Origin of the sequence: Agromyces sp. Leaf222, assembly GCF_001421565.1 — a bacterium.
Taxonomy (GTDB): domain Bacteria; phylum Actinomycetota; class Actinomycetes; order Actinomycetales; family Microbacteriaceae; genus Agromyces.
On the sequence record NZ_LMKQ01000001.1, the window covers coordinates 184,458 to 202,682 of the forward strand.

Annotated in this window: 13 protein-coding genes and 1 tRNA gene; 6 read left to right on the plus strand and 8 right to left on the minus strand. The window is 65.9% G+C overall.

All coding sequences use genetic code 11. The annotated features are described in order from the left end of the window. Positions 1-61: 61 nt before the first annotated feature. A complete protein-coding gene (locus tag ASE68_RS00900) occupies positions 62-2,578 on the minus strand; it encodes a glycoside hydrolase family 65 protein (protein ID WP_055854131.1) in 2,517 nt (838 codons plus the stop codon). After that, positions 2,575-3,594, minus strand: coding sequence for an HAD-IA family hydrolase (locus ASE68_RS20640; RefSeq protein WP_082461758.1), 1,020 nt, complete (start codon positions 3,592-3,594; stop codon positions 2,575-2,577). The genes ASE68_RS00900 and ASE68_RS20640 overlap by 4 nt, the downstream gene beginning before the upstream one ends. A 109-nt stretch (positions 3,595-3,703) precedes the next feature. On the opposite strand from ASE68_RS20640, the gene ASE68_RS00910 reads away from it, so the two are divergent. Beyond that, positions 3,704-3,787, plus strand: a tRNA-Leu gene (locus tag ASE68_RS00910). 245 nt (positions 3,788-4,032) lie between these two features. On the opposite strand, the gene ASE68_RS00915 is transcribed toward ASE68_RS00910, so the two are convergent. From ASE68_RS00915 to ASE68_RS20020, 3 genes are all read right to left on the minus strand, one after another. Beyond that, a complete protein-coding gene (locus tag ASE68_RS00915; RefSeq protein WP_055854134.1) occupies positions 4,033-4,554 on the minus strand; it encodes a hypothetical protein in 522 nt (173 codons plus the stop codon). A 292-nt stretch (positions 4,555-4,846) separates the two neighbouring features. Further along, positions 4,847-5,260: a hypothetical protein gene (locus ASE68_RS20015; protein ID WP_157421478.1), complete on the minus strand. Its 414-nt coding sequence runs from the start codon at positions 5,258-5,260 to the stop codon at positions 4,847-4,849. 19 nt (positions 5,261-5,279) lie between these two features. Next, positions 5,280-5,603, minus strand: a complete 324-nt coding sequence (locus ASE68_RS20020; RefSeq protein WP_157421479.1) for a hypothetical protein — start codon at positions 5,601-5,603, stop codon at positions 5,280-5,282. Between the two features lie 359 nt (positions 5,604-5,962). Between ASE68_RS20020 and ASE68_RS20025 the strand changes: the two genes are divergently transcribed. Beyond that, on the plus strand, positions 5,963-6,841 hold the full coding sequence (locus ASE68_RS20025; RefSeq protein WP_157421480.1) for a hypothetical protein: 879 nt from the start codon (positions 5,963-5,965) through the stop codon (positions 6,839-6,841). Between the two features lie 482 nt (positions 6,842-7,323). Here the strand turns inward: ASE68_RS20025 and ASE68_RS20030 are convergent, their stop codons facing one another. Both ASE68_RS20030 and ASE68_RS19700 read right to left on the minus strand, forming a co-directional pair. Continuing rightward, positions 7,324-7,992, minus strand: a complete 669-nt coding sequence (locus ASE68_RS20030; RefSeq protein ID WP_157421481.1) for a hypothetical protein — start codon at positions 7,990-7,992, stop codon at positions 7,324-7,326. Between the two features lie 263 nt (positions 7,993-8,255). Continuing rightward, the gene (locus ASE68_RS19700; RefSeq protein WP_162238230.1) at positions 8,256-11,819 is read right to left on the minus strand and encodes an SIR2 family protein; all 3,564 of its coding nucleotides are present in this window, start codon (positions 11,817-11,819) and stop codon (positions 8,256-8,258) included. A gap of 207 nt (positions 11,820-12,026) precedes the next feature. Between ASE68_RS19700 and ASE68_RS00940 the strand changes: the two genes are divergently transcribed. The 4 genes from ASE68_RS00940 to ASE68_RS00955 all read left to right on the plus strand — a co-directional run bounded on the left by ASE68_RS00940 (position 12,027) and on the right by ASE68_RS00955 (position 16,605). Beyond that, positions 12,027-13,046 (plus strand): hypothetical protein, encoded by a 1,020-nt coding sequence (locus tag ASE68_RS00940; protein ID WP_157421482.1) that lies wholly within the window; start codon positions 12,027-12,029, stop codon positions 13,044-13,046. A 292-nt stretch (positions 13,047-13,338) separates the two neighbouring features. Then, positions 13,339-14,163, plus strand: coding sequence for an inositol monophosphatase family protein (locus tag ASE68_RS00945; protein ID WP_055854150.1), 825 nt, complete (start codon positions 13,339-13,341; stop codon positions 14,161-14,163). Between the two features lie 29 nt (positions 14,164-14,192). Then, on the plus strand, positions 14,193-14,585 hold the full coding sequence (locus ASE68_RS00950; RefSeq protein ID WP_055854153.1) for a PPOX class F420-dependent oxidoreductase: 393 nt from the start codon (positions 14,193-14,195) through the stop codon (positions 14,583-14,585). Between the two features lie 142 nt (positions 14,586-14,727). Next, the gene (locus tag ASE68_RS00955) at positions 14,728-16,605 is read left to right on the plus strand and encodes a threonine/serine exporter ThrE family protein (protein ID WP_157421483.1); all 1,878 of its coding nucleotides are present in this window, start codon (positions 14,728-14,730) and stop codon (positions 16,603-16,605) included. Positions 16,606-16,700: 95 nt separating this feature from the next. On the opposite strand, the gene ASE68_RS00960 is transcribed toward ASE68_RS00955, so the two are convergent. Next, positions 16,701-18,188: an NAD(P)/FAD-dependent oxidoreductase gene (locus ASE68_RS00960; RefSeq protein ID WP_235480729.1), complete on the minus strand. Its 1,488-nt coding sequence runs from the start codon at positions 18,186-18,188 to the stop codon at positions 16,701-16,703. Positions 18,189-18,225: the final 37 nt, after the last annotated feature.

Consider the following 18,225-nt stretch of genomic DNA (forward strand, 5'->3'; position numbering starts at 1 on the left):
CTCCCGATCCGGTTCCGTGATTGTGTGACATGCTAGCCCGCTCCACTGGGAACGGGATTCCTCAATCCACCGGAATCGCCGTTTCGTCCGCGTCGAGGTCGAGCGAGAGCGTCGGGATCGATGCGGTCAGCAGCGTGCCGTCGGAGCGCCGCGAACCCGCGACGTCCTTCATGCGCGGTGCGCCCGTGAGGCGTGGGCCGTGGCCGTCGAGCGGCACCGAGACATCCGCACCGGATGTGACGAGCACCCTCTCGCCCCGCACCGACACCTCGGCGAAGTCGCCCTCCTCGACGTGGAACGAGATCGAGTCGGCTTCGAGCGCGACACGCAGTCGCGTGCCCCGCAGGGCGATGCGGAAGGTCAGCCGCTCCCACCCGTCGGGCAGGCGCGGATCGAACGTGAACCGGCCCCCGTGGTCGCGGAACCCGCCGAAGCCCATGACGAGCGCGCCCCACACGCCGCCGGTCGACGCGACGTGCACGCCGTCGGCCGCGTTGTGGTGCAGGTCGGCGAGGTCGACGTAGAGGGCGGAGCGGAAGTAGCGCAGCGCGAGGTCGTGGTAGCCGACCTCGGCCGCGATGATCGACTGCACGACCGCCGAGAGCGTCGAGTCGCCCGTGGTCAGCGGGTCGTAGTACTCGAAGTCGGCGAGCTTCTGCTCGGCCGAGAACCGGTCGCCCTGCAGGTAGAGGGCGAGCACGACGTCGGCCTGCTTCAGCACCTGGAAGCGGTAGATCACGAGCGGGTGGTAGTGCAGCAGGAGCGGGCGGCTGCTCTCGGGCGTGTTCTCGAGGTCCCACAGCTCCTTCTCGAGGAACGCCGAGTCCTGCGGGTGCACGCCGAGCTGCTCGTCGAACGGGATGTGCATGTGCGCGGCGGCCCGACGCCACTCGGCGACCTCGCCGGGGGTCACGCCGAGGCGGGCGACGAGCTTGGCGTACGCGACCGGGTCGCGCATCTGCAGGCTGTCGACGGCGGATGCCGCGGACGCGAGGTTCGCCCTCGCCATCACGTTCGTGTAGAGGTTGTCGTTCACGACCGTCGTGTACTCGTCGGGCCCCGTGACGCCGTGGATGTGGAAGACGTCGTCGACCGTGCCGCCGGAGCGCCAGAACCCCAGGTCCTCCCACATGCGCGCCGTCTCGACGAGCACGTCGATCGCGCCGCGCCCGAGGAAGTCCGTGTCGCCCGTGGCCGCCACGTACTGGCACAGCGCGAAGGCGATGTCGGCATCGATGTGGTATTGCGCGGTGCCGGCTGCGTAATAGGCGGAGGACTCGAGCCCATTGATCGTGCGCCACGGGAACAGGGCGCCGCGCTGGTTCAGCTCGAGGGCGCGGGCACGCGCGTTGTCGAGCATGCGCTGGCGGAACCGCAGCACGTTGCGCGCCACGATCGGGGCCGTGAAGCTGAGGAACGGCATCACGTAGATCTCGGTGTCCCAGAAGTAGTGACCGCCGTAGCCCGATCCGCTGACGCCCTTCGCGGCGACGCCGTCGCCGTCGGTGCGGGCGGTGGCCTGGGCGAGTTGGAAGAGGTTCCACCGCACGGCCTGCTGGAGTTCGGGCTCACCGTCGATCGCGACATCCGACCGCTCCCAGAAGTCGTCGAGCCACGCGCGCTGGTGCTCGAACAGCTCGGCGACGCCCTGCTCGGCGCCCCGGTCGAGCGTGCGGTCGCAGCGGTCGACGAGCTCGCGCGCCGGCACCTTGCGGGCGGTGTGATAACTGATGAACTTCGTGATGCGGATCGGCTTGCCCTGCTCGGCGCGCACCCGGTAGATGTGCTTCGCGAGGTCGTCGCCGATCGAGCCCGACTCGGTGAAGGCGTTCTCGGTGGCGATCGCGTGCTCGACGCCGACCGCGATGGTCATGCCCGAGTTCGTGCACTGGTAGCCGAGCATGTACCGGCCGCCCTCGTGACGCTGCACGCGCGGCTGCAGCACGCGGTCGGCGAACGTCTCGGCCTTGCGAGGATCGAAGGCGCTCGGCACCTCCTGCACGCCGGAGCGGTACTCGTCGCGCCCGTCCTGGCGGTTGAGGATCTGGCTCGAGATCGTGACCGCGGCGTCGGCGTCGAGCATCTCGACCTCGTAGTCGAGCACCGCGAGGTGCCGGTCGGTGAACGTGACCATGCGGCGGCTCGTGATGCGCACGTGCTTGCCGGACGGGGTGCGCCACACGATGGCGCGCGACAGGGCGCCCTGCCGGAAGTCGAGCCGACGCTCGTAGTCGATCAGCTCGGCGATCGTGATCACCAGCGGCTCGTCGTCGACGTACAGGCGGATCACCTTCGCGTCGGGCGCGTTCACGATCGTCTGCCCGACGCGGGCGAACCCGAACGCCTCCTCGGCGTGGCGGATCGGCCAGGTCTCGTGGAACCCGTTCACGAACGTGCCGTGCAGGTGCCCGTCGCGCCCCTCCTCGATGTTGCCGCGCAAGCCGAGGTAGCCGTTTCCGACGGCGAACAGGGTCTCGGTGCGACCCATGTCGTCGAGGCCGAACTCGTTCTCGACGAGGGCCCACTCGTCGATCGAGAACCGGTTGCGGTCGAGGGGATCGGTGTCGGCGAACCTCATTCGGCGTCCCTTTCATCTGGGTTCTCGGGATTCGTGCGCGCGGCGGGTTCGGCAGTGCGTTTCTGCGTGGCATCGACGGCGGTCGCTGCCGCTCGCTCGACGGCGGGCAGGAGCTCGTCGAGCTCGTCGACGATGACGTCGGCGCCGAGCTCGCGAAGGGTGTCGCGCCCGACGCCCCGGTCGACTCCGACCACGAGCGCGAAGTCGCCGTCGGCGCCGGCCTTGACGCCGGACTCGGCGTCTTCGACGACCGCGCACGCCGTCGTCGGCAGGCCGAGCAGCTCGGCCGCCCGGTCGAACATGTCGGGCGCCGGCTTTCCGCGGATTCCCTCGCGGGCCGCCACGAGACCGTCGACCACGACGGTGAACCGGTCGTCGATGCCAGCGGCGGCCAGCACCGACGGGGCGTTCTTCGAGCTCGAGACGACGGCCACGCGGCATCCGGCATCGATGACCGCGTCGAGGAACGCGACGCTCGCAGGGTAGGGCGCGACGCCCTCGTCGGCGAGCGTGGCGTTGAAGGCGTCGTTCTTGCGGTTGCCGAGTCCGTGCACGGTGTCGACGTCGGGCCCGTCGCTCACCTCGCCCTCGGGAATGCGGATGCCGCGGCTCTCGAGCAGGCTGCGCACGCCGTCGTAGCGGGGCTTGCCGTCGATGTACGCGAAGTAGTCGCCCTCGACGTAGGGCGCCGCGCCGTGCGACTCGAGGTACGGGGTGAACAGGCGGGACCAGGCGTGCATGTGCACGACCGCCGTGGGCGTGAGCACCCCGTCGAGGTCGAAGAGCCAGCCGCGGACGCCCGTGAGGTCGAGGTCGGCGGGGGAGAGGTCTCGGGGGGATGCGTCTCGGGGGGATGCCGGAGCGGTGGCGCCCGGTGCGTTCGGTCGGGTTTCGGGGGTGTCTGGCGAGGTCACGGCCGTCCTTTCGTCGTGCCGGTCGCGGCTCTGGGGCCAGCCGTTCGATGCTATTGCGCCGGGGTGCGCCAGCGCGAGGGCGGATGCCGGGGTTCGGAGCATTCACGGAGGGTGTTCCCGCCCCTCTCAGGGCACTCCCGGCTCGAATGGCCTTTGGCCACGCAAGATGTTAGGCTCTCGTGGCTGGACGCATTACGGTGCGACCACATTTGCGCGAGTGGCGGAATTGGCAGACGCGCTGGCTTCAGGTGCCAGTACTCGCAAGGGTGTGGGGGTTCAAGTCCCCCCTCGCGCACAAGGGGGTCTTAGCGAAATAGCTGAGACCTGTTAGCGATATAGAAACGGTCCGGACCTCGATGAGGTTCCGGGCCGTTTTTTGTGCCTGGAACGGGGTCGCAAAGCCGGTTTGTGACGTTCGATGCGGTCAGGTGGGCTCGGTGGCGCTGCGTGAAGTGCTTAAACGACGAATTGCCCTGCTTTCGGGCAGGGCGAAGCTGTCGGTACGCGTGGTGGTGCAGGAGTCAGATGGCGGGCGCGCCGTTACAGACGTTGTGGCGGTGAATCGTCCTCGTCAACTGGTCGCCGGTTCGGGACTCGCGCGCGCATGTCTCGGAGTTCCTGTTCTGAGTAGTACGTGTCCATGACCATGGCGTTCGCCGTGCCGAGCGGCTTCTTCGCCAGGCGCTCCCGGTAGAACGCGAGGAGCTTTCGAAGGTTGAGGGACACGATCGCCATCCCGACCGCCAACGCGGAGAACGTGTTTCCTCGTGGCGCACGCTTGCGTGCGTTGCCGATGTCTTCGGACTTCTCGCCCTTGAGCATGTTGTTCACGCCCTCGACGGTGTTCCTCAGGCCGTACTGGGCTTTCCACTCGGGCGAGTCGTACGGGTGAAGCTGTAGCCGGCACTCGATCTCGCGGGGGATCACAATCGTCTTCTGCTGTGGGAGGTCGAGGACCTCGCCGGTCTTCGGGTCGTATGCGATTCCGTAGGCGTCAGGGTCGGGGTAGGAGTACTGCTGGCTGCCGTTCGGGCGGCGACGAAGAACGTCGGCGAGCACCATATCGGTTCAGAGCAGGCCCGGCGTGATTGGGCGCCGGCTCTGACTCGCGACAGGCGTGGTATGAGTCGGTCTCGGCTCTCCTTCTTTGATGGAATGTGTGATTCACCAATCCACCACCTGGGACCAAAGCACCAAGCCTTGGATCCGCGCGCGAATCACAATCCCGTTCGCGCGGATGACGGCGAGATAGAAGGTCCGCCGTATGTGTGTCGGCAACTCCGCACCACGGACAACAATTCTCGTCACGAGGCGTGTCTCCGCACCGTTCTGCTCCAAGACACGCAACTGGACACTAGTCACGCGCTCGGCCAGTCTGCGCGCGTAGAAACGGGAGCATCTGAGTCATCACTGGCATTGCCTGTTCCATAACGATGTCGCGGGGGAGGTTTTCCATCCCGTGCCTGAGTGCCCAGGTGTCCAGTGCCTGGCCGATCAACGTCATCAAATCCTGTGTCGGATCGATGCAGTCAACAGGGCTGATCGGCTCGCCGCCTAGAGCCTGCGTTGAGCTGGTGGATGAAGCATCCGGGTTTTGCGTCGAAACCTCGTCGGCTTGCTTCTTGTCCCACTCGGAAGCTCCGTCGACGACATGGACTTGTGGAGGCCGCGTCGTAATCTCTGGATCCGGTACGTCACGGTGATATCCAGCCGGCACTGGCGGTGCGTCCGCCCGCTCCGACGCGGTGACCGGCGGCTGGCTACGCACGCGCACCACCCTCGGCCACCTAGCCACGTCCGAACCCCTCAATCGCTCGCGTATTCAGTTGAGCCAGCAGATACATCTGCTCCAGCGCCAACTCGAGCGCCTTGCCATGCAGCCCGCCGTTGTCGATCTTGCGCTGGGTGTTGATGAGTTCATCGACATTGGCTCGGATCAAAGAGCCATTGGCCTGGAGTCTGGCGAGCGCCTTGGCTTCAGCGAGTCGTTCACGCAGGGTCTCGAGGTCGGATTTCTGAACGAGGTTTGACGCACGGAAACTCTTGATCAGCGCCGCGATCGTCAAACCGACTGCATTGATGGTGCTTGAGAGAACTACTTCGTTGCTCATTTGCGGGCCACCCTTCAGACGACTGGGAGTGTCTATACAGAATGTATACGGCTATTTTCGCTTTGGTTCAATCGCAAATAACCGCACTTCGTTGGATATCTATTCTCCTCCCGATCATTAGTTCTCATTGACGGAGGTCAATTGACACATTCATGACCGCGGCGGTACTAGAGTTCTTCGGAGACGACAAACACGATGTGCAGGGAGGCCCAATGAAGTGCTATTACTGCGATGCTGATACCCGAGTGGTCCGAACGCGAGAAATCCTGAACGGATACGGCATTACAAGGACTCGCGTGTGCGAGGGATCGAAACCGCATCGTTTCAACACTCGCGAGAGCGCACCCCCCAGTCACGACATGCGTCAGATCGTTGTCCGAAGATCGGGCAGTGGCGACCTTGGCGCCGCACTCTTCGACCCTGCGCGCCTGTATCGCGACATAGCGAATGGGGTTCTGTCGCGACTCTCTGCAGCGGGCGTAAACGACGTTGTTGAAGACACTGTGGCAGCGCTTGAGCGGGAAGGTGACTTTTCCGAGCTGAGCGAGAGCGAGCGCGCCTCCATCCCGATGGCCTCAGGTTGGATGTGGGACCACCGGATTGCGGACGAGGTAGAGCGCCAGCTTCAGCGTCGAGACCGGATGGCCGTGGTTCTGTACGCGCTGTCAACGAGGGGAAGGCGCGATCGGACAGGTCGTGAAGGCTGGGCCGACGCGCGGCAGGTGTTGGTGTGGTTGGCGGACCGCTACCCGACACTTCCCGAGGTTGTGCTTCCTGAGGCTCCGGAACAGGCGTCTCAAACCTGGGTTCATCCCGGTGCCCCCGCGCCGCTCCCGTCGAAGATCGTCAAGCGGAGCCGCGGCGAGCACGCACGCGACAGGCAACGTTCGTTTGACTATCAACAGTTCAAACGCAGCATTCGCCTCGCGGTCGTCGGTCGCTTCGACGAGAAAACACGCGACGGCCAAGTGGATCTAATCGCCGAGTGGGTTATGTGGGGGTTGGCGGGTCAGGAAGTTGTGTTGAGCAGTCAACTCGCTGCGGGCGTTCTCGATTGCCTGCGACGAATTGACGACATCGCGTACCTGCGGTGGACAGCGCTCGTCAAGGAATTCGATTCAGTAACTGAGTTCGCTCAAGAGGCCACTGGCTTGCTTCGCTATCCAAGTCCGCCGCTTGCGCTGAGTGGTTCGATTCGCAGGGGCCGGGAAGCACCCACACCGCCGATTCCTCACTGAGGAGCGCCATCTATTCGACGTGCGATCCGTCGACCAACTATCTTGATGCGCCGTACACCCGATTGGTGACCGTCGATTGCGCTGGAAAGTCCGGGCATCGTCCTGCCTCCCACCGGGTCCGTGCGAACGGACGAAATCTCCGTGGACGCGCTCAAACGAGCTCCGCAGCGTGGCGCCGTCGCCGAGGAGAACGCTGACCAGCTCGGCGGCGTCGCGGATCGCCAACGCGCCCGAGGTTCAGACGACCCGTCGGAGCGGCGAGATGGGCGACATGAGCACCTGTTTTCGGCCGGCTGGCGCGACTCGCCGAGCCAGGTCCGTCGGAAGGCCCAGCTTCAGCTCATGGAGCACAGTACATTCGGGGGCTTCGGCCCGTGAGCCGATGGCGTCGGGTGAGGACCTTCTCGACATCCTGATCGCGACCCTGTTCTTGATACAGGCCGGCTGAACTCGAGTCCGGTCGTCGCTGGCTCCCGGATTACTCAGGACGTCAGGCGCGCGAATTGTGACTTTAGCTCGGCCAGGTGGTCGAGGTTCTTTTGTACCTTGGTTCTGGTCCACCAACCATTCGACGGGTGCGGAATCGGCAGCATGACGCGCTTGGGTGGAGAAGCGAGTGACTCCCAAGTCCGGTGAACGAAGTTTCCCGCGATAAAGACTGTCGCGTTTGATGAGAGATTCACTCCGTCGAGGCGAGCCTGGAGGCCCGGCAAGAGGATGGTGTTGGCATTCCTCGCCGTCCGCGTTGGCAGATTAGCTATTGTCGAGGCCCTGTGAGAGCGCACCATCTCCAGCAGTTCCCAGTCGGACTGAACCAGGACCGGTGGCAAGCGATGCCTCGCGAACGCGGCCGACTGGAGCGGTACCGGGCTCACGTTAATGATGCCGATCCGGAAGTCACTGTTGGCGTGCAGGAGGGCCAGGTAAGGCCCGAGCGCCGCCTGGGGCTTCCCTGTTGGCGATAGGAACGCGAGCGCTCTCTGCCCTGCGTCCCCTGCGAGCGGTCGTCCTGTGCGCAGTTCATCTACGTGCGGTGACTCCAGCACCAACAGCAATTCGATGTCATCGCCGCTCCCGGGGACTAGATCGGGGACGCGGAAGTTCCGGAACGTTCCGGTTCCGTCCTCCTGGAGGTATTGCTGGAGAGTCACAGGTTCACGATAACGGGCCTTTGCATTCGTTTGCCGGGCGTCCACGAGCGGCGCCGATTCCTCTTGCGGCCAAACCAGATCGAGGCGAACATTGCGCTGGGATGCGGAGCGGGATTGTTTGCGGGCCGCGCGGCGGCGAGTTCGGACAGAATCACCGACCTGCTTCAGTATTGGCGCATTGAGCCGACAGGCAACAAGGTGTTAGACGGCTCGGCGACGATGAGACTCCGGACCATTAGAGCGGACCGTCTACCGGTGCGCCCCTAGTCCGTCTCATCCTGGAAAATTCCGCTCTCCGCCGCCGCGATCTCAAGTGGCTTGATGGCAGCATCGCCAAGAGCGGTTCTGAACTCGGCGATCATTTCACTGACAGCGTGGGCCACTCCGAAACCCGCGGGAGACGAAAAGCGGATCCGGTCGGAGAGATGCGCGATGATTGCGTCTCCATGCATTTCCAGCGCAGCGTGAGGGGTCCCCTCAAAGTGGAATCGTTCACCGAGTCCCACACCTCGGCCCTCCAATGCGGCAACCGCTTCGGGGATTGCCTCACCCAGGTGTGGGACGGCATCCGCCCAACGGGCGAGCTCCTCTGCCCCGGCGGTTCTCGGTATTCCGTTCAGCCTCGCATCGAGGTGTTGGTGTAGCCAAAGCTTCCACAGTTCTGCCCCGGCGATCCCGTCGCTTCGCAGCATGTAGACAACCGATTCTGCGAAAGAGGCGGCGCGTTCACCATTGCTAGCGAGCGCGCTCTGATCGAGAAGGCGCTGACGGTCTTCAGGAGCGATGCCTGCGAAAGAGACTATTGAGGCAACCAAACCGTAGAAGTTGGTACGCAATGCAGGCTGGCTGAGTTCGTCGAGGCGATCCCACTCGGCGATGACGTGGTCGAGGAACCCCGCGGCGAGCAGCTTGTCGTTGTATCGCGGGCGATGCAGGTAGGCCGTCCAGGCGAGCCGTCTCGTACTCGAAGTCTCAAAGAGTGACAGGACTCTCTCGGTGACGTACTCTGCATCGGCAGCGAAGAGAAAGAACAACTCGGTCGTGATTGCCGGGACCGTGGCATCGAGTGAAGGGGTTGGCCCGGCTAGGAGAGAATTAAGCGCCTCTCGTTCCTCTTCGCTGAGGCCGGACCAATCGTCTCGACTGCCGCGCCACCGGCGATCGATTTCCGTCATCCAGTACTGGGCCAGTTCGCCGGGCCAGGAGTTCAGGTAGAGCGGAAGGCTCGATACTGGATCCTCCACCGTGTGAGTGAATCCGTCGCCATGTTCGTGCCAAAGCGAGGCCGCGATCGAGCGCATCGTGGCTGACGCCAGCGTCTCGTGACTCTCGATTTGTCGCCGGATTTGGTCTAACAGGAACCTGCTGATCGTGCGCGCCGATTCCGCGGCGAAGAGTTCGGTACGCACGAGGCCAACCACGGTGTCAGCGGCGAGACCAAGTTCTGTCTTACCCCACCCTTCGATGATCGCCCGGCGCAGGTCGCCTGCCTTGCTCTCGATATCCGTCCGCTCAGCGACGTGCATCCAAATCAACTCGCCGAGTGCCGGTCGAGCCTGAACGACCTCGCTCACCAAAGCGAGCGCATCGCGCCATTCAGGCTGGCCGAAGTCTTGTGCCGAATAGTCACGGTCGATGAGGTCATCCATTGCAGCGCTTGCATCATGATCCACCGCCTCTGCGAACGCAGCCGGTTCCATCGGCAGGCTTCCGCCCCATGTTCCGCTCGTCATCCAGTGGTCGAGATCCGGATGCTCGCGCGGCGCGAAGTCAGGGTTCGCTGCTTGAGCAGCTTTGAGGGCGTCGCCTGCCATGGACCACTCGGGCGCGGATCCCGTCAGCCAAACCAACAAGTTGTACTTCGCATAGGCGATGTATCGATCTGAGTCGGGCGCGTCGAACGAGACAGCGGGGCCCTCTGCGACCGCCGCCAAGAGTCGCTCACGTTGCTCGGCTGACGCGAGTCCGACAGCCGATTGTAGGAGGCGGTAGGTCTCGTGCTTCGGCTCGGTTGCGTAGAGGAGTGAACGGTCGAGGAGCCAGGCGAGTTTCTCGCCGGCATCCCGTGATGCATCTTCCGTGACGAGGTGTATCGCCAGACGCCGGAAGAGAGCGGTGCCAATCGACCACCATCGCTCGGGTAGCTGTGGGTGGGCGACGATTGCCTTCTCACCGAACGCTCGGAGCCCATCGATAACTGCGTCGACGTGCTCGTGATGTGCGTCCTGCGGGTGAGGCTCAATCGCCGAACGTCCGAAGCTCATCGGATCCCATTTCCGGCCGCCAAAGTATGCGGCGGAAAGGTCGTATGCCGCGTTGAGCGAGTCTTCGAGAACTGCAGCGAGTTTCGCATCGCCGGCGGTGGAGGCATCAACGGCCTTCTGGATGTGAGCGGAGAGACTCTTCGAGCCGCCACTCCATCGAACCTCGGCATCAGGTAACGCGGTGTGATCTGCCGTTTCGTTGAAACTCAGGCGCCTCGTTAGTGACAACGATGGGCGTAGTGCAGCTCGCAGAACCGACATGTCTTCGGGCGCTTCGCCAACTCTATACGGCATGAGCCGCCCACTATTAGCGGGTGTCGAGTGGCCTTCGATAGAAGTTGCAAGCATGGCTTTCCAGCGTCGGCCTGCGCCCGGATCCCTCTCGACCAGCGTTCCCGCGGCCCAGCCTGCGGCTTGGAAGAGCTCGCTCGAGAATGCCTGGCCCAAGCGTTGCACAGTCTGAAGCGCTGCTGAATGGAGTTCCGGGGAGGCGATGAAGGTCTTGCAAAACCAGGTGCTCAGAATCGATGCCGCTGGAATTGTGCCCGACCCTGCAAACAGGGTTCTGAACTCAGGGAGGTCCTCAATCCAAAGCAGCCACGCCAATTGCCCATGCGTATCGAGGTCATCGACTGCTTGGGCAAACTGATGGGCACCGTCAAGCGTCGTCAACCTGTCCGCAAGGTAATCATGTTCAACGGGACTGAGAGTTGTGCTGCCTTCGACGATCGTCTTCATTCGCGCCTGATGGTCGAGCTTTCCCATGCGAGCGCGATTGTTCCACGCCTGCAGAGCGGCCAACAGCGCGCTATGGTCATTGCCGTGAACCGGATATTCGATCGTTTTCACACCGAGCCTGGCCCATTTCGGGTCGCCCGCGCCCGTCTGGCTCGTTAGGACGAATCGGGGAGTTCCGGGGGGCAAGCCGAGGCCGAGGTACCGCATGATCGGGTCGTCATGGCTGTAGCCGACAAACAGGACCGTGAACTTCTGGAACATGGGGAGTAGGAAACGTGTCGCCCAAGCTTGGGTGAGGTAGGCACGTCCGAAATCGACATCTGTAAGGACGAGTTCTTGGGCGTCCCGTAGCACCGAGCCGTGCAGATGGACAATGCCCGCGAAGTCATCCCCCAGTGGGAGTGCGGGTGCCGTCCACTGGTCCGGGACCAGAACGCCTTCCTCAGCGGCGGCCGTGGAAAGGTGGTTGTCGAAGTTCGTGGTCACAACTCTCAGCGGTCCGCCTGCTGCGGCCACCTGAACAAGGGCCACATGGGTGGAGTTTGGTGCCGAACTTTTTTGGCTGATCCGCCTGCGTGCGTGTTCGTGGGTATCGAAGTTGTCGGGCATGGAGCCAAGAAAGAGATCAATCGGCGCCTCGCTGTCGTAGGTCACGCGGGCCACACCGGCGAGGTGCTCCGCCAGTTTGTCGAAAAGTGGGAGGTCGGAGGGCGAGTCGATTGAGGCCCCAGCGCCAACAAAGAAAACGAGGCGACCTTCGGAGTGAGCAGTCAGAATCGCCTCAGGAATGCGAACGTCGCCAGTGACCCACATTCCGTCCAACACGGTCAAAGTAAACCACGTGAGGTGATGAGTACGGCGGCATCTGCGCTCGTCCCGGTTGCCTCGCGCGTTGCAGGGCATGTCGCGACGTTTCTGATAGCTCTTCGGAAGGAGCTGGGCGGCTGATATTCTCAGGCCCCCTAGCAGGCAGCCGTTGCAGGCGACGACGGCCTCAAGCTCTTTGTACCGTGCCGGCGGGGAGGAAGCGAAATGGACCAATTTGAGACCGACCGGCTAAGGAACCTCAGCGAACGTCTAATTCGACAGGCTGATCCAATTCGAGTGGCGACCGCGCACGCGGTCGTATCCGACGAGCTTCACGGGCATCTCTCCGGTCTCATCAGTTGCTTGAGTGCGCTTGCCAATGATGTCGAGTTGTGGCGGGCTCTCTCGCAAGCCGACTACACTCGTGCCGCCCAAGATCGCGCGCGGTTGAGTGCACTCGGCGATCAACCATGGTTCGAGCTTCTAGCGGCCGGCGGATATTCGTACCCACCGCCGCCCGACCCAGCTCAAATGGCCGCGAGCCTCTCCTCCAACGTGCGGCATGCGCTCGAGCGCCAAGAGTTTCAGTCACAGCGAGAGTTCCGTGAGGCTGCGCTGTTCGCCCGGAAGCGACTTCTACGTCTCATTGAGCGGCTCGATGAGCGGCTTGATCTAAGTGGGGCGTCTTCTCCGACCCTGCACGGACTGCCATTCTTGGCGAAGATCGGGGTCGACGTCGCTATCGATAGCGCGGCCGCAGTCGCAGTGCCTCAAATCCTGGCGCTCCCCGCGGTAGGTGCGGAGTCCATCGTTAGCGGGGGCATGGCACTCGGGGCACAGTTGATCATGCACACCCTTGAGAAGACGTGGCGCGCCGTCAGCGACTATCGAGAAATCAGAAAACCGCTGCTGCCGACCGTGGGTGAGGACCCTGTCCTACAGATTCTCTCGCTCTTGCAGAGCATGGTCCAGCAAGGACGCTCGATCGCAGCCCAGCACTTCCCCGACCAGTTGGCGATGAGCGCCGTCCACACTGCCCTAGATCGGTACACCTCGATGATGAGGAAGACACTTCTGGATCTTCCCGGGCACCTGAACAGCTGGACGGTCGCGGAGAAGATGCTTACACACGTTCGCTTTGAGCCGCCCTATGCCGATGCAGACTTTGACGCGAAGCAGCTGAGTCGAGCACTCGACGAGGTCTGGGAAGAGCGCTCCGGGGGTGCGCATGGTCGGTCACTCTAGGCGTGCGCCGTTGTCGGCGCGTACCGGAGCCTACCCGACCGGGCAGCGCTAACTCGCGAAGCGAGCAAGGTGGGGCGTTCTGCCCCCGGGCCTGCACTTCTTTGGGAGGCGGAAGAATCCATGGACCGTTATGGAATGTTAACAAACCGGGCACCCGCTCTGCCGCCTACATGCTGGGCATGGCCGATATCGCTAACTCCCCACAAGAAGATGAACGGCCCGGATCTCGATGAGATCCGGGCCGTTTTCTCTTGCCCGGCATGACGCGGTCCCGTACTGGTTGACTTGGGTGATGCTGGTCGAGCCGGTTCTCTCCGACGCGGATGTCGCGGTGCGCGCGGCCCGAGCGGGGGCGGCGATCGCGCGCGCCAGGTTCGGCTCCGAGCATCGCCGCATCGAACATGCGGGCCCCGACTTCACGACGGAGGCCGACATCGAGGCGGAGCGGGCGATCCGCGCGGTGCTCACGAGGTATCGACCAGACGACGGCATCCTCGGCGAGGAGCTCGGGGCGAGCGGCGATTCGTCCCGTCGCTGGCTCGTGGACCCCATCTGCGGCACCCTCAACTACTCAGCGGGCGTGCCGCTGTTCGCCGTCAATGTGGCTCTGGACGTCGACGGCGTCACCGCGGCTGCAGCGGTCGCAGACCCCCCTGCTGGGCGGGTGCTCTGGACCGACGGCGTCCACGCCTGGCAGGCCGAGCGGGCCGAGCGGGCCGAGCGGGCCGAAGATCAGGGCGCCGAGCCTGGGCATCGCATCGCACCGTCCTCGTCGTCGCGCCTGGTCACGGTCAACCTCGAGGGTCCCGACCCGGGTCCGATCGGCAGCCGGCTGCTGTTCGACGAGACGTTCCGCGCACGGTTCAGTCCGCGGTGCCTCTCGACGACGCTGGCGCTCGCATGGGTCGCCGCCGGGCAGCACGCCGGCTACATCACCGGCGGAGACCTTCGAGACAGCGTGCACTGGGCCGCCGGGATCGCGTTGTGCCGTGCGGCCGGCGCGGTCGTCACCAACCTGGCCGGCGGTGACCTGCACACGGGGGAGCACGGCATGATCGCGGCCGCGGATGCGGACACTCACACGCAGTTGCTGGCGACACTGGACACGATGCGCTGACCCGACGGCGAGGCGGGCAGGATTGACCCATGGCATCGATCGACTCACTCACCGATGACGGGCGCCGCTTCGTCTCGGATTCCCACCTCGCGACGCTCTCGACGATCGGTCGCGACGGTGGCATCCACGTCGTTGCGGTCGGCTACACGGTCGATGCGGGCGTCGTGCGCATCATCACGAGCGACGGCAGCCAGAAGGTGCGCAACGTCGAGCGCGATGGGCGCGCCACCGTGGGGCAGGTCTCCGGGCCGCAGTGGCTGAGCATCGCCGGTGAGGCGGTCATCGAACGCGACCCCGCCGCGGTGGCGCACGCGGTCGAGCTGTATGCGCAGCGCTACCGGCAGCCCCGCGTGAATCCGAAGCGGGTGGTCATCCGGATCGCACCGGATCGCGTGATGGGTTCCGCAGGCCTGGTCGGCTGACGCACCTTTCCACGCAGCCGTCGGCGAAACCCGGTAGCGCCCTCTTCTGCGCTCGCGAAGCAGGCGCAGACGCGTGCGTGCGGCGGGCGCCGGTCCTACGCTGGGGGCGAGGCGTGCGGGGGCGCGGCGGATCGGGGGCAGCGTGGGGGTCCGCTCGGGCAGCGCGGAGCGTGCGTGGCGCGCGGCATCCGCTCGCGGGGTGACGGGCGCGGCCACGGTCGCGGTGCTCGCGTTCGCGCTCGGCGGGGGCGCGGCATCCGCCCTGCTCGCGACGCCCACGGTAGCCGCGGCATCCGTTCCCAGTGCTGCGGATGTCACGACGGCACGAGTCGCGACCGCACCGTTGCGGGTGTGGGGCGAGCCGCTGCCGGTCGTCCCGGAGTCGGACGAGAGCGAGACGCCCACGCCGACGCCCACCCCCGAGCCGACCGAGACCGCCGGGCCGCCGCCGACCCCCGAGCCCGATCCGACCGAGGAGCCGACCGGCGAGCCGACCGAGGCGCCCACCGTGCCACCTGAGACGGTGGAGCCGGTCGAGACTCCCGAGCCGACCGAGGCGCCCACCGAGACCCCGGTGCCGACGGTGGTGCCCGCCGTTCCGCCCGCCGCCGCCGACCCGACGACGTCGGTGGTGTCGTGGGTGATCGCGGCATTCGTGCTCGTCGTCGCGGCGGGCATCCTGCTGTTGGTCCGGCGCAGGGGAGCGGATGCCGAGACGGCCGGTGGCCCGGATGGCGGCGACGTGATCGGGGCGGGCGTCGCGGCATCCGTCGTGCCGAGCTCGTCGGCCGGTGCCGAGCATGACGTCGACGCGCCGGCGACCCTGGCGGCCATGGAGGACATCGGCGCGGCGATGACGGATGCCGGCTACTCGGTCACGACGGTTCGGCAGACGTTGATCGAGGTCGCCGAGGTGAACGGCCTCGCCGAAACCGAGATCGTGGTGTTCCCGACCGCCCTGCTGGTGTCGGCGCGGGGCGTCGGAGCGATGAGCACCGGGGCGGTCGCCAGCGGCGAGCGGTCGCTGCTGCTGCACCAGGTCGATGACCTGCAGCACATCGTCGACGACGCGCGATCGGGGTCGGTCGCGCCCGAAGAGACACGGGAGCGCGTCCGCCGCATGCGCGAGCTGCCGCGGCCGTACTCGCCGGTGCAGCGCGGTGCGGCATACGTGCTGCTGAGCGCCGGACTCGCCGTGCTGCTCGGCGCCTCATGGACCGGTGTGGTGTTCGCGGGCGTGCTCGGAGCGGGCGTCGGCACCGTGCTGCTCGTCGGCGAGCGGCTCTCTGGCCGGTACCGGGCGCTGCTCACCGTCGCCATCGCGTTCTCGGTGGCGATCATCGTGCTGCTCGGCCTGCGCCTCGGGCTCGACTCCGGCGTGCTGCCCGCCCTCATCGCCCCCCTCGTGGTGCTGCTGCCCGGCGCCCTGCTCACGGTCGGCTCGATCGAGCTCGCGACCGGCCAGATGCTCTCGGGCGCCGGACGCCTCGCCGCGGGCGCGATGCAGCTCGTGCTGCTCGGCGTCGGCATCGTCGCGGCGGGCGCCCTGATCGGCATCCCGGCGCTCGCGGCGACGGGTTCGGCATCGACGCTCGGCGTCATCGCGCCGTGGATCGCCGTCGCCCTGTTCGGCGTGGGCATCGTCGTGTACCAGTGCGGGCCGAGGCGCTCGCTCGGCTGGATCCTCGTGGTGCTCTACGTCGCCTACGGCGCCCAGGTGCTCGGGGCGGTGTTCTTCGGCGGCGTGCTCTCGGCGCTCATCGGCGCGCTCGTGGTCACGCCCGTGACGGCGATCGTCGCCAGGCAGCGGTCAGGGCCGGCGGCGCTCGTCAGCTTCCTGCCGGCGTTCTGGCTGCTCGTTCCCGGCGCGCTCGGGCTCGTGGGCGTCGCAACGGTGCTCGGGGGCGAGGCCACCGGATCGAGCTCGCTCATCACGACGCTCGCGACGATGGTCTCGATCTCGCTCGGTGTGCTCGCGGGCACCGCGCTGTCGAGCCGCATCGGGCGGCCGGTGCTCTGAGCGGGCGGGCGGGCTCGGCGGGATGCGCGGCGGCGCTGGTCTCGATACGCTTCGCTACTCGACCGGCTCGGCGGCGCTGGTCTCGATACGCTTCGCTACTCGACCGGCTCGGCGGCGGGCTCCGGCTCGGGGGCGTTCGACTCGGCGGGCGATTCGATCTTGACGACCTCGTCGGCGCGATCCGACTCGAGCGCCGCTTCGGTCGCCTTCAGCTGCTCGGGCGTGAGCCGCAGGCGCTCGGCCTTCGAGGGGCGGATGGCGGGCACGTCGCCGACGATGGGAACGGGCGTGCGCCAGCGCCGGAATCCGTAGCGGGCCCAGAGCCCGATCATCGTGCTGAGCCGGTTGCGCGATCCGAGCAGGCTGTTGATGTGCACGAACAGCCAGGCGGCCCAGGCGGTGTAGCCGGTGAGCCCGATGAGGCGCCGGAATCCGGGCATGCGGCCGAGGAGGCTCATCGAGTGCAGCACCGGCAGGTTCGCGATGCCGGGGATCTCGCCGACCGCCGAACGGCGCCCGATGATCGCGAGCTGGCCCTTGTCGTAGTACTCGAAGCGCTCGGTGGGCCGGCCCGCGAGGATGCGGATGATCTGCTTGCCGATGTGATGGCCGCCCTGGATGGCCGGCTGCGCGAGCTGCGGGAAGTCCTGCGGGGCGATCGCGATGTCACCGGCCGCGAAGACCCCCGGCAGGCCGACGACCTGCAGGTCTTCGCCGACCCGGATGCGGCCGTGCTTGTCGAGCGGGAGGCTCCAGTACTGCACCTCTTCGTGCGGGGCGACGCCCGTGGCCCAGATGGTCATGTCCGAGGGGATCGACCGGCCATCGGTGAGCACCACGGCCCGCTCCTGCACCTCGGCGACGCCCGTGCCGAGGCAGAGCTCGACGTCGCGATGCACGAGCTGCTTCGCCGCGTAGCTGCGGAGCTTCGGGATGAAGGGCTTCAGCAGCTCCTCGCCGCGCTGCACGATCGTGATGCGGAACGCCTCGCCGTCGAGCTCGGGGTAGGCGGGCCGCAGGCCCTGGTCGCGGAGCTCCGCGAGGGCTCCGGCCATCTCGACGCCGGTCGCGCCGCCGCCGACGACGACCACATGCAGGCCGTCGGTGCGGCCCTCCTGTTGGGTGGCCAGCTCGAGCCGGGTGAACAGGGTGTCGCGGATGCGGATCGCCTGCGAACGCGAGTACACCGCGAACGCATGCTCCTTGGCGCCCGGCGTGCCGAAGTAGGCCGTGGTCACGCCGTTCGCGAGCACGAGGTAGTCGTAGTCGATCGTCTTGCCGTCGAGCAGGCGCACCGACCTGGCGTCGGGGTCGATCTCCATGAGGTGCTCGTGCACGATGTCGAGGTTCGGCTGGTGCATGCGGAGGCTCCGCAGGAAGTGCGTGACATCGCCCGGGTTCAGGCCCCCGGTCGCGACCTGGTAGAGCAGCGGCTGGAACGTGTTGTACACCCGGCGGTCGATGAGCGTCACGCGCACGGGCGCCTTCGCGAGGGCCTTCGCCGCGTTCACCCCGGCGAATCCGCCGCCGACGATCACGACGTGGGGAAGGGAGGCATCGGATGCCGCAGCTGAAGGTGTCACATGACAACGGTACCCACCCCGGGGCTCGTCACGAGCA

Bases quoted from the DNA above. Each gene is read 5' to 3' on its own strand.
- ASE68_RS00900 (WP_055854131.1), bottom strand. From the start codon at position 2,578: ATGAGGTTCGCCGACACCGATCCCCTCGACCGCAACCGGTTCTCGATC.
- ASE68_RS20640 (WP_082461758.1), bottom strand. From the start codon at position 3,594: ATGCTCCGAACCCCGGCATCCGCCCTCGCGCTGGCGCACCCCGGCGCA.
- ASE68_RS00915 (WP_055854134.1), bottom strand. From the start codon at position 4,554: ATGGTGCTCGCCGACGTTCTTCGTCGCCGCCCGAACGGCAGCCAGCAG.
- ASE68_RS20020 (WP_157421479.1), bottom strand. From the start codon at position 5,603: ATGAGCAACGAAGTAGTTCTCTCAAGCACCATCAATGCAGTCGGTTTG.
- ASE68_RS20025 (WP_157421480.1), top strand. From the start codon at position 5,963: ATGCGTCAGATCGTTGTCCGAAGATCGGGCAGTGGCGACCTTGGCGCC.
- ASE68_RS00940 (WP_157421482.1), top strand. From the start codon at position 12,027: ATGGACCAATTTGAGACCGACCGGCTAAGGAACCTCAGCGAACGTCTA.
- ASE68_RS00945 (WP_055854150.1), top strand. From the start codon at position 13,339: ATGCTGGTCGAGCCGGTTCTCTCCGACGCGGATGTCGCGGTGCGCGCG.
- ASE68_RS00950 (WP_055854153.1), top strand. From the start codon at position 14,193: ATGGCATCGATCGACTCACTCACCGATGACGGGCGCCGCTTCGTCTCG.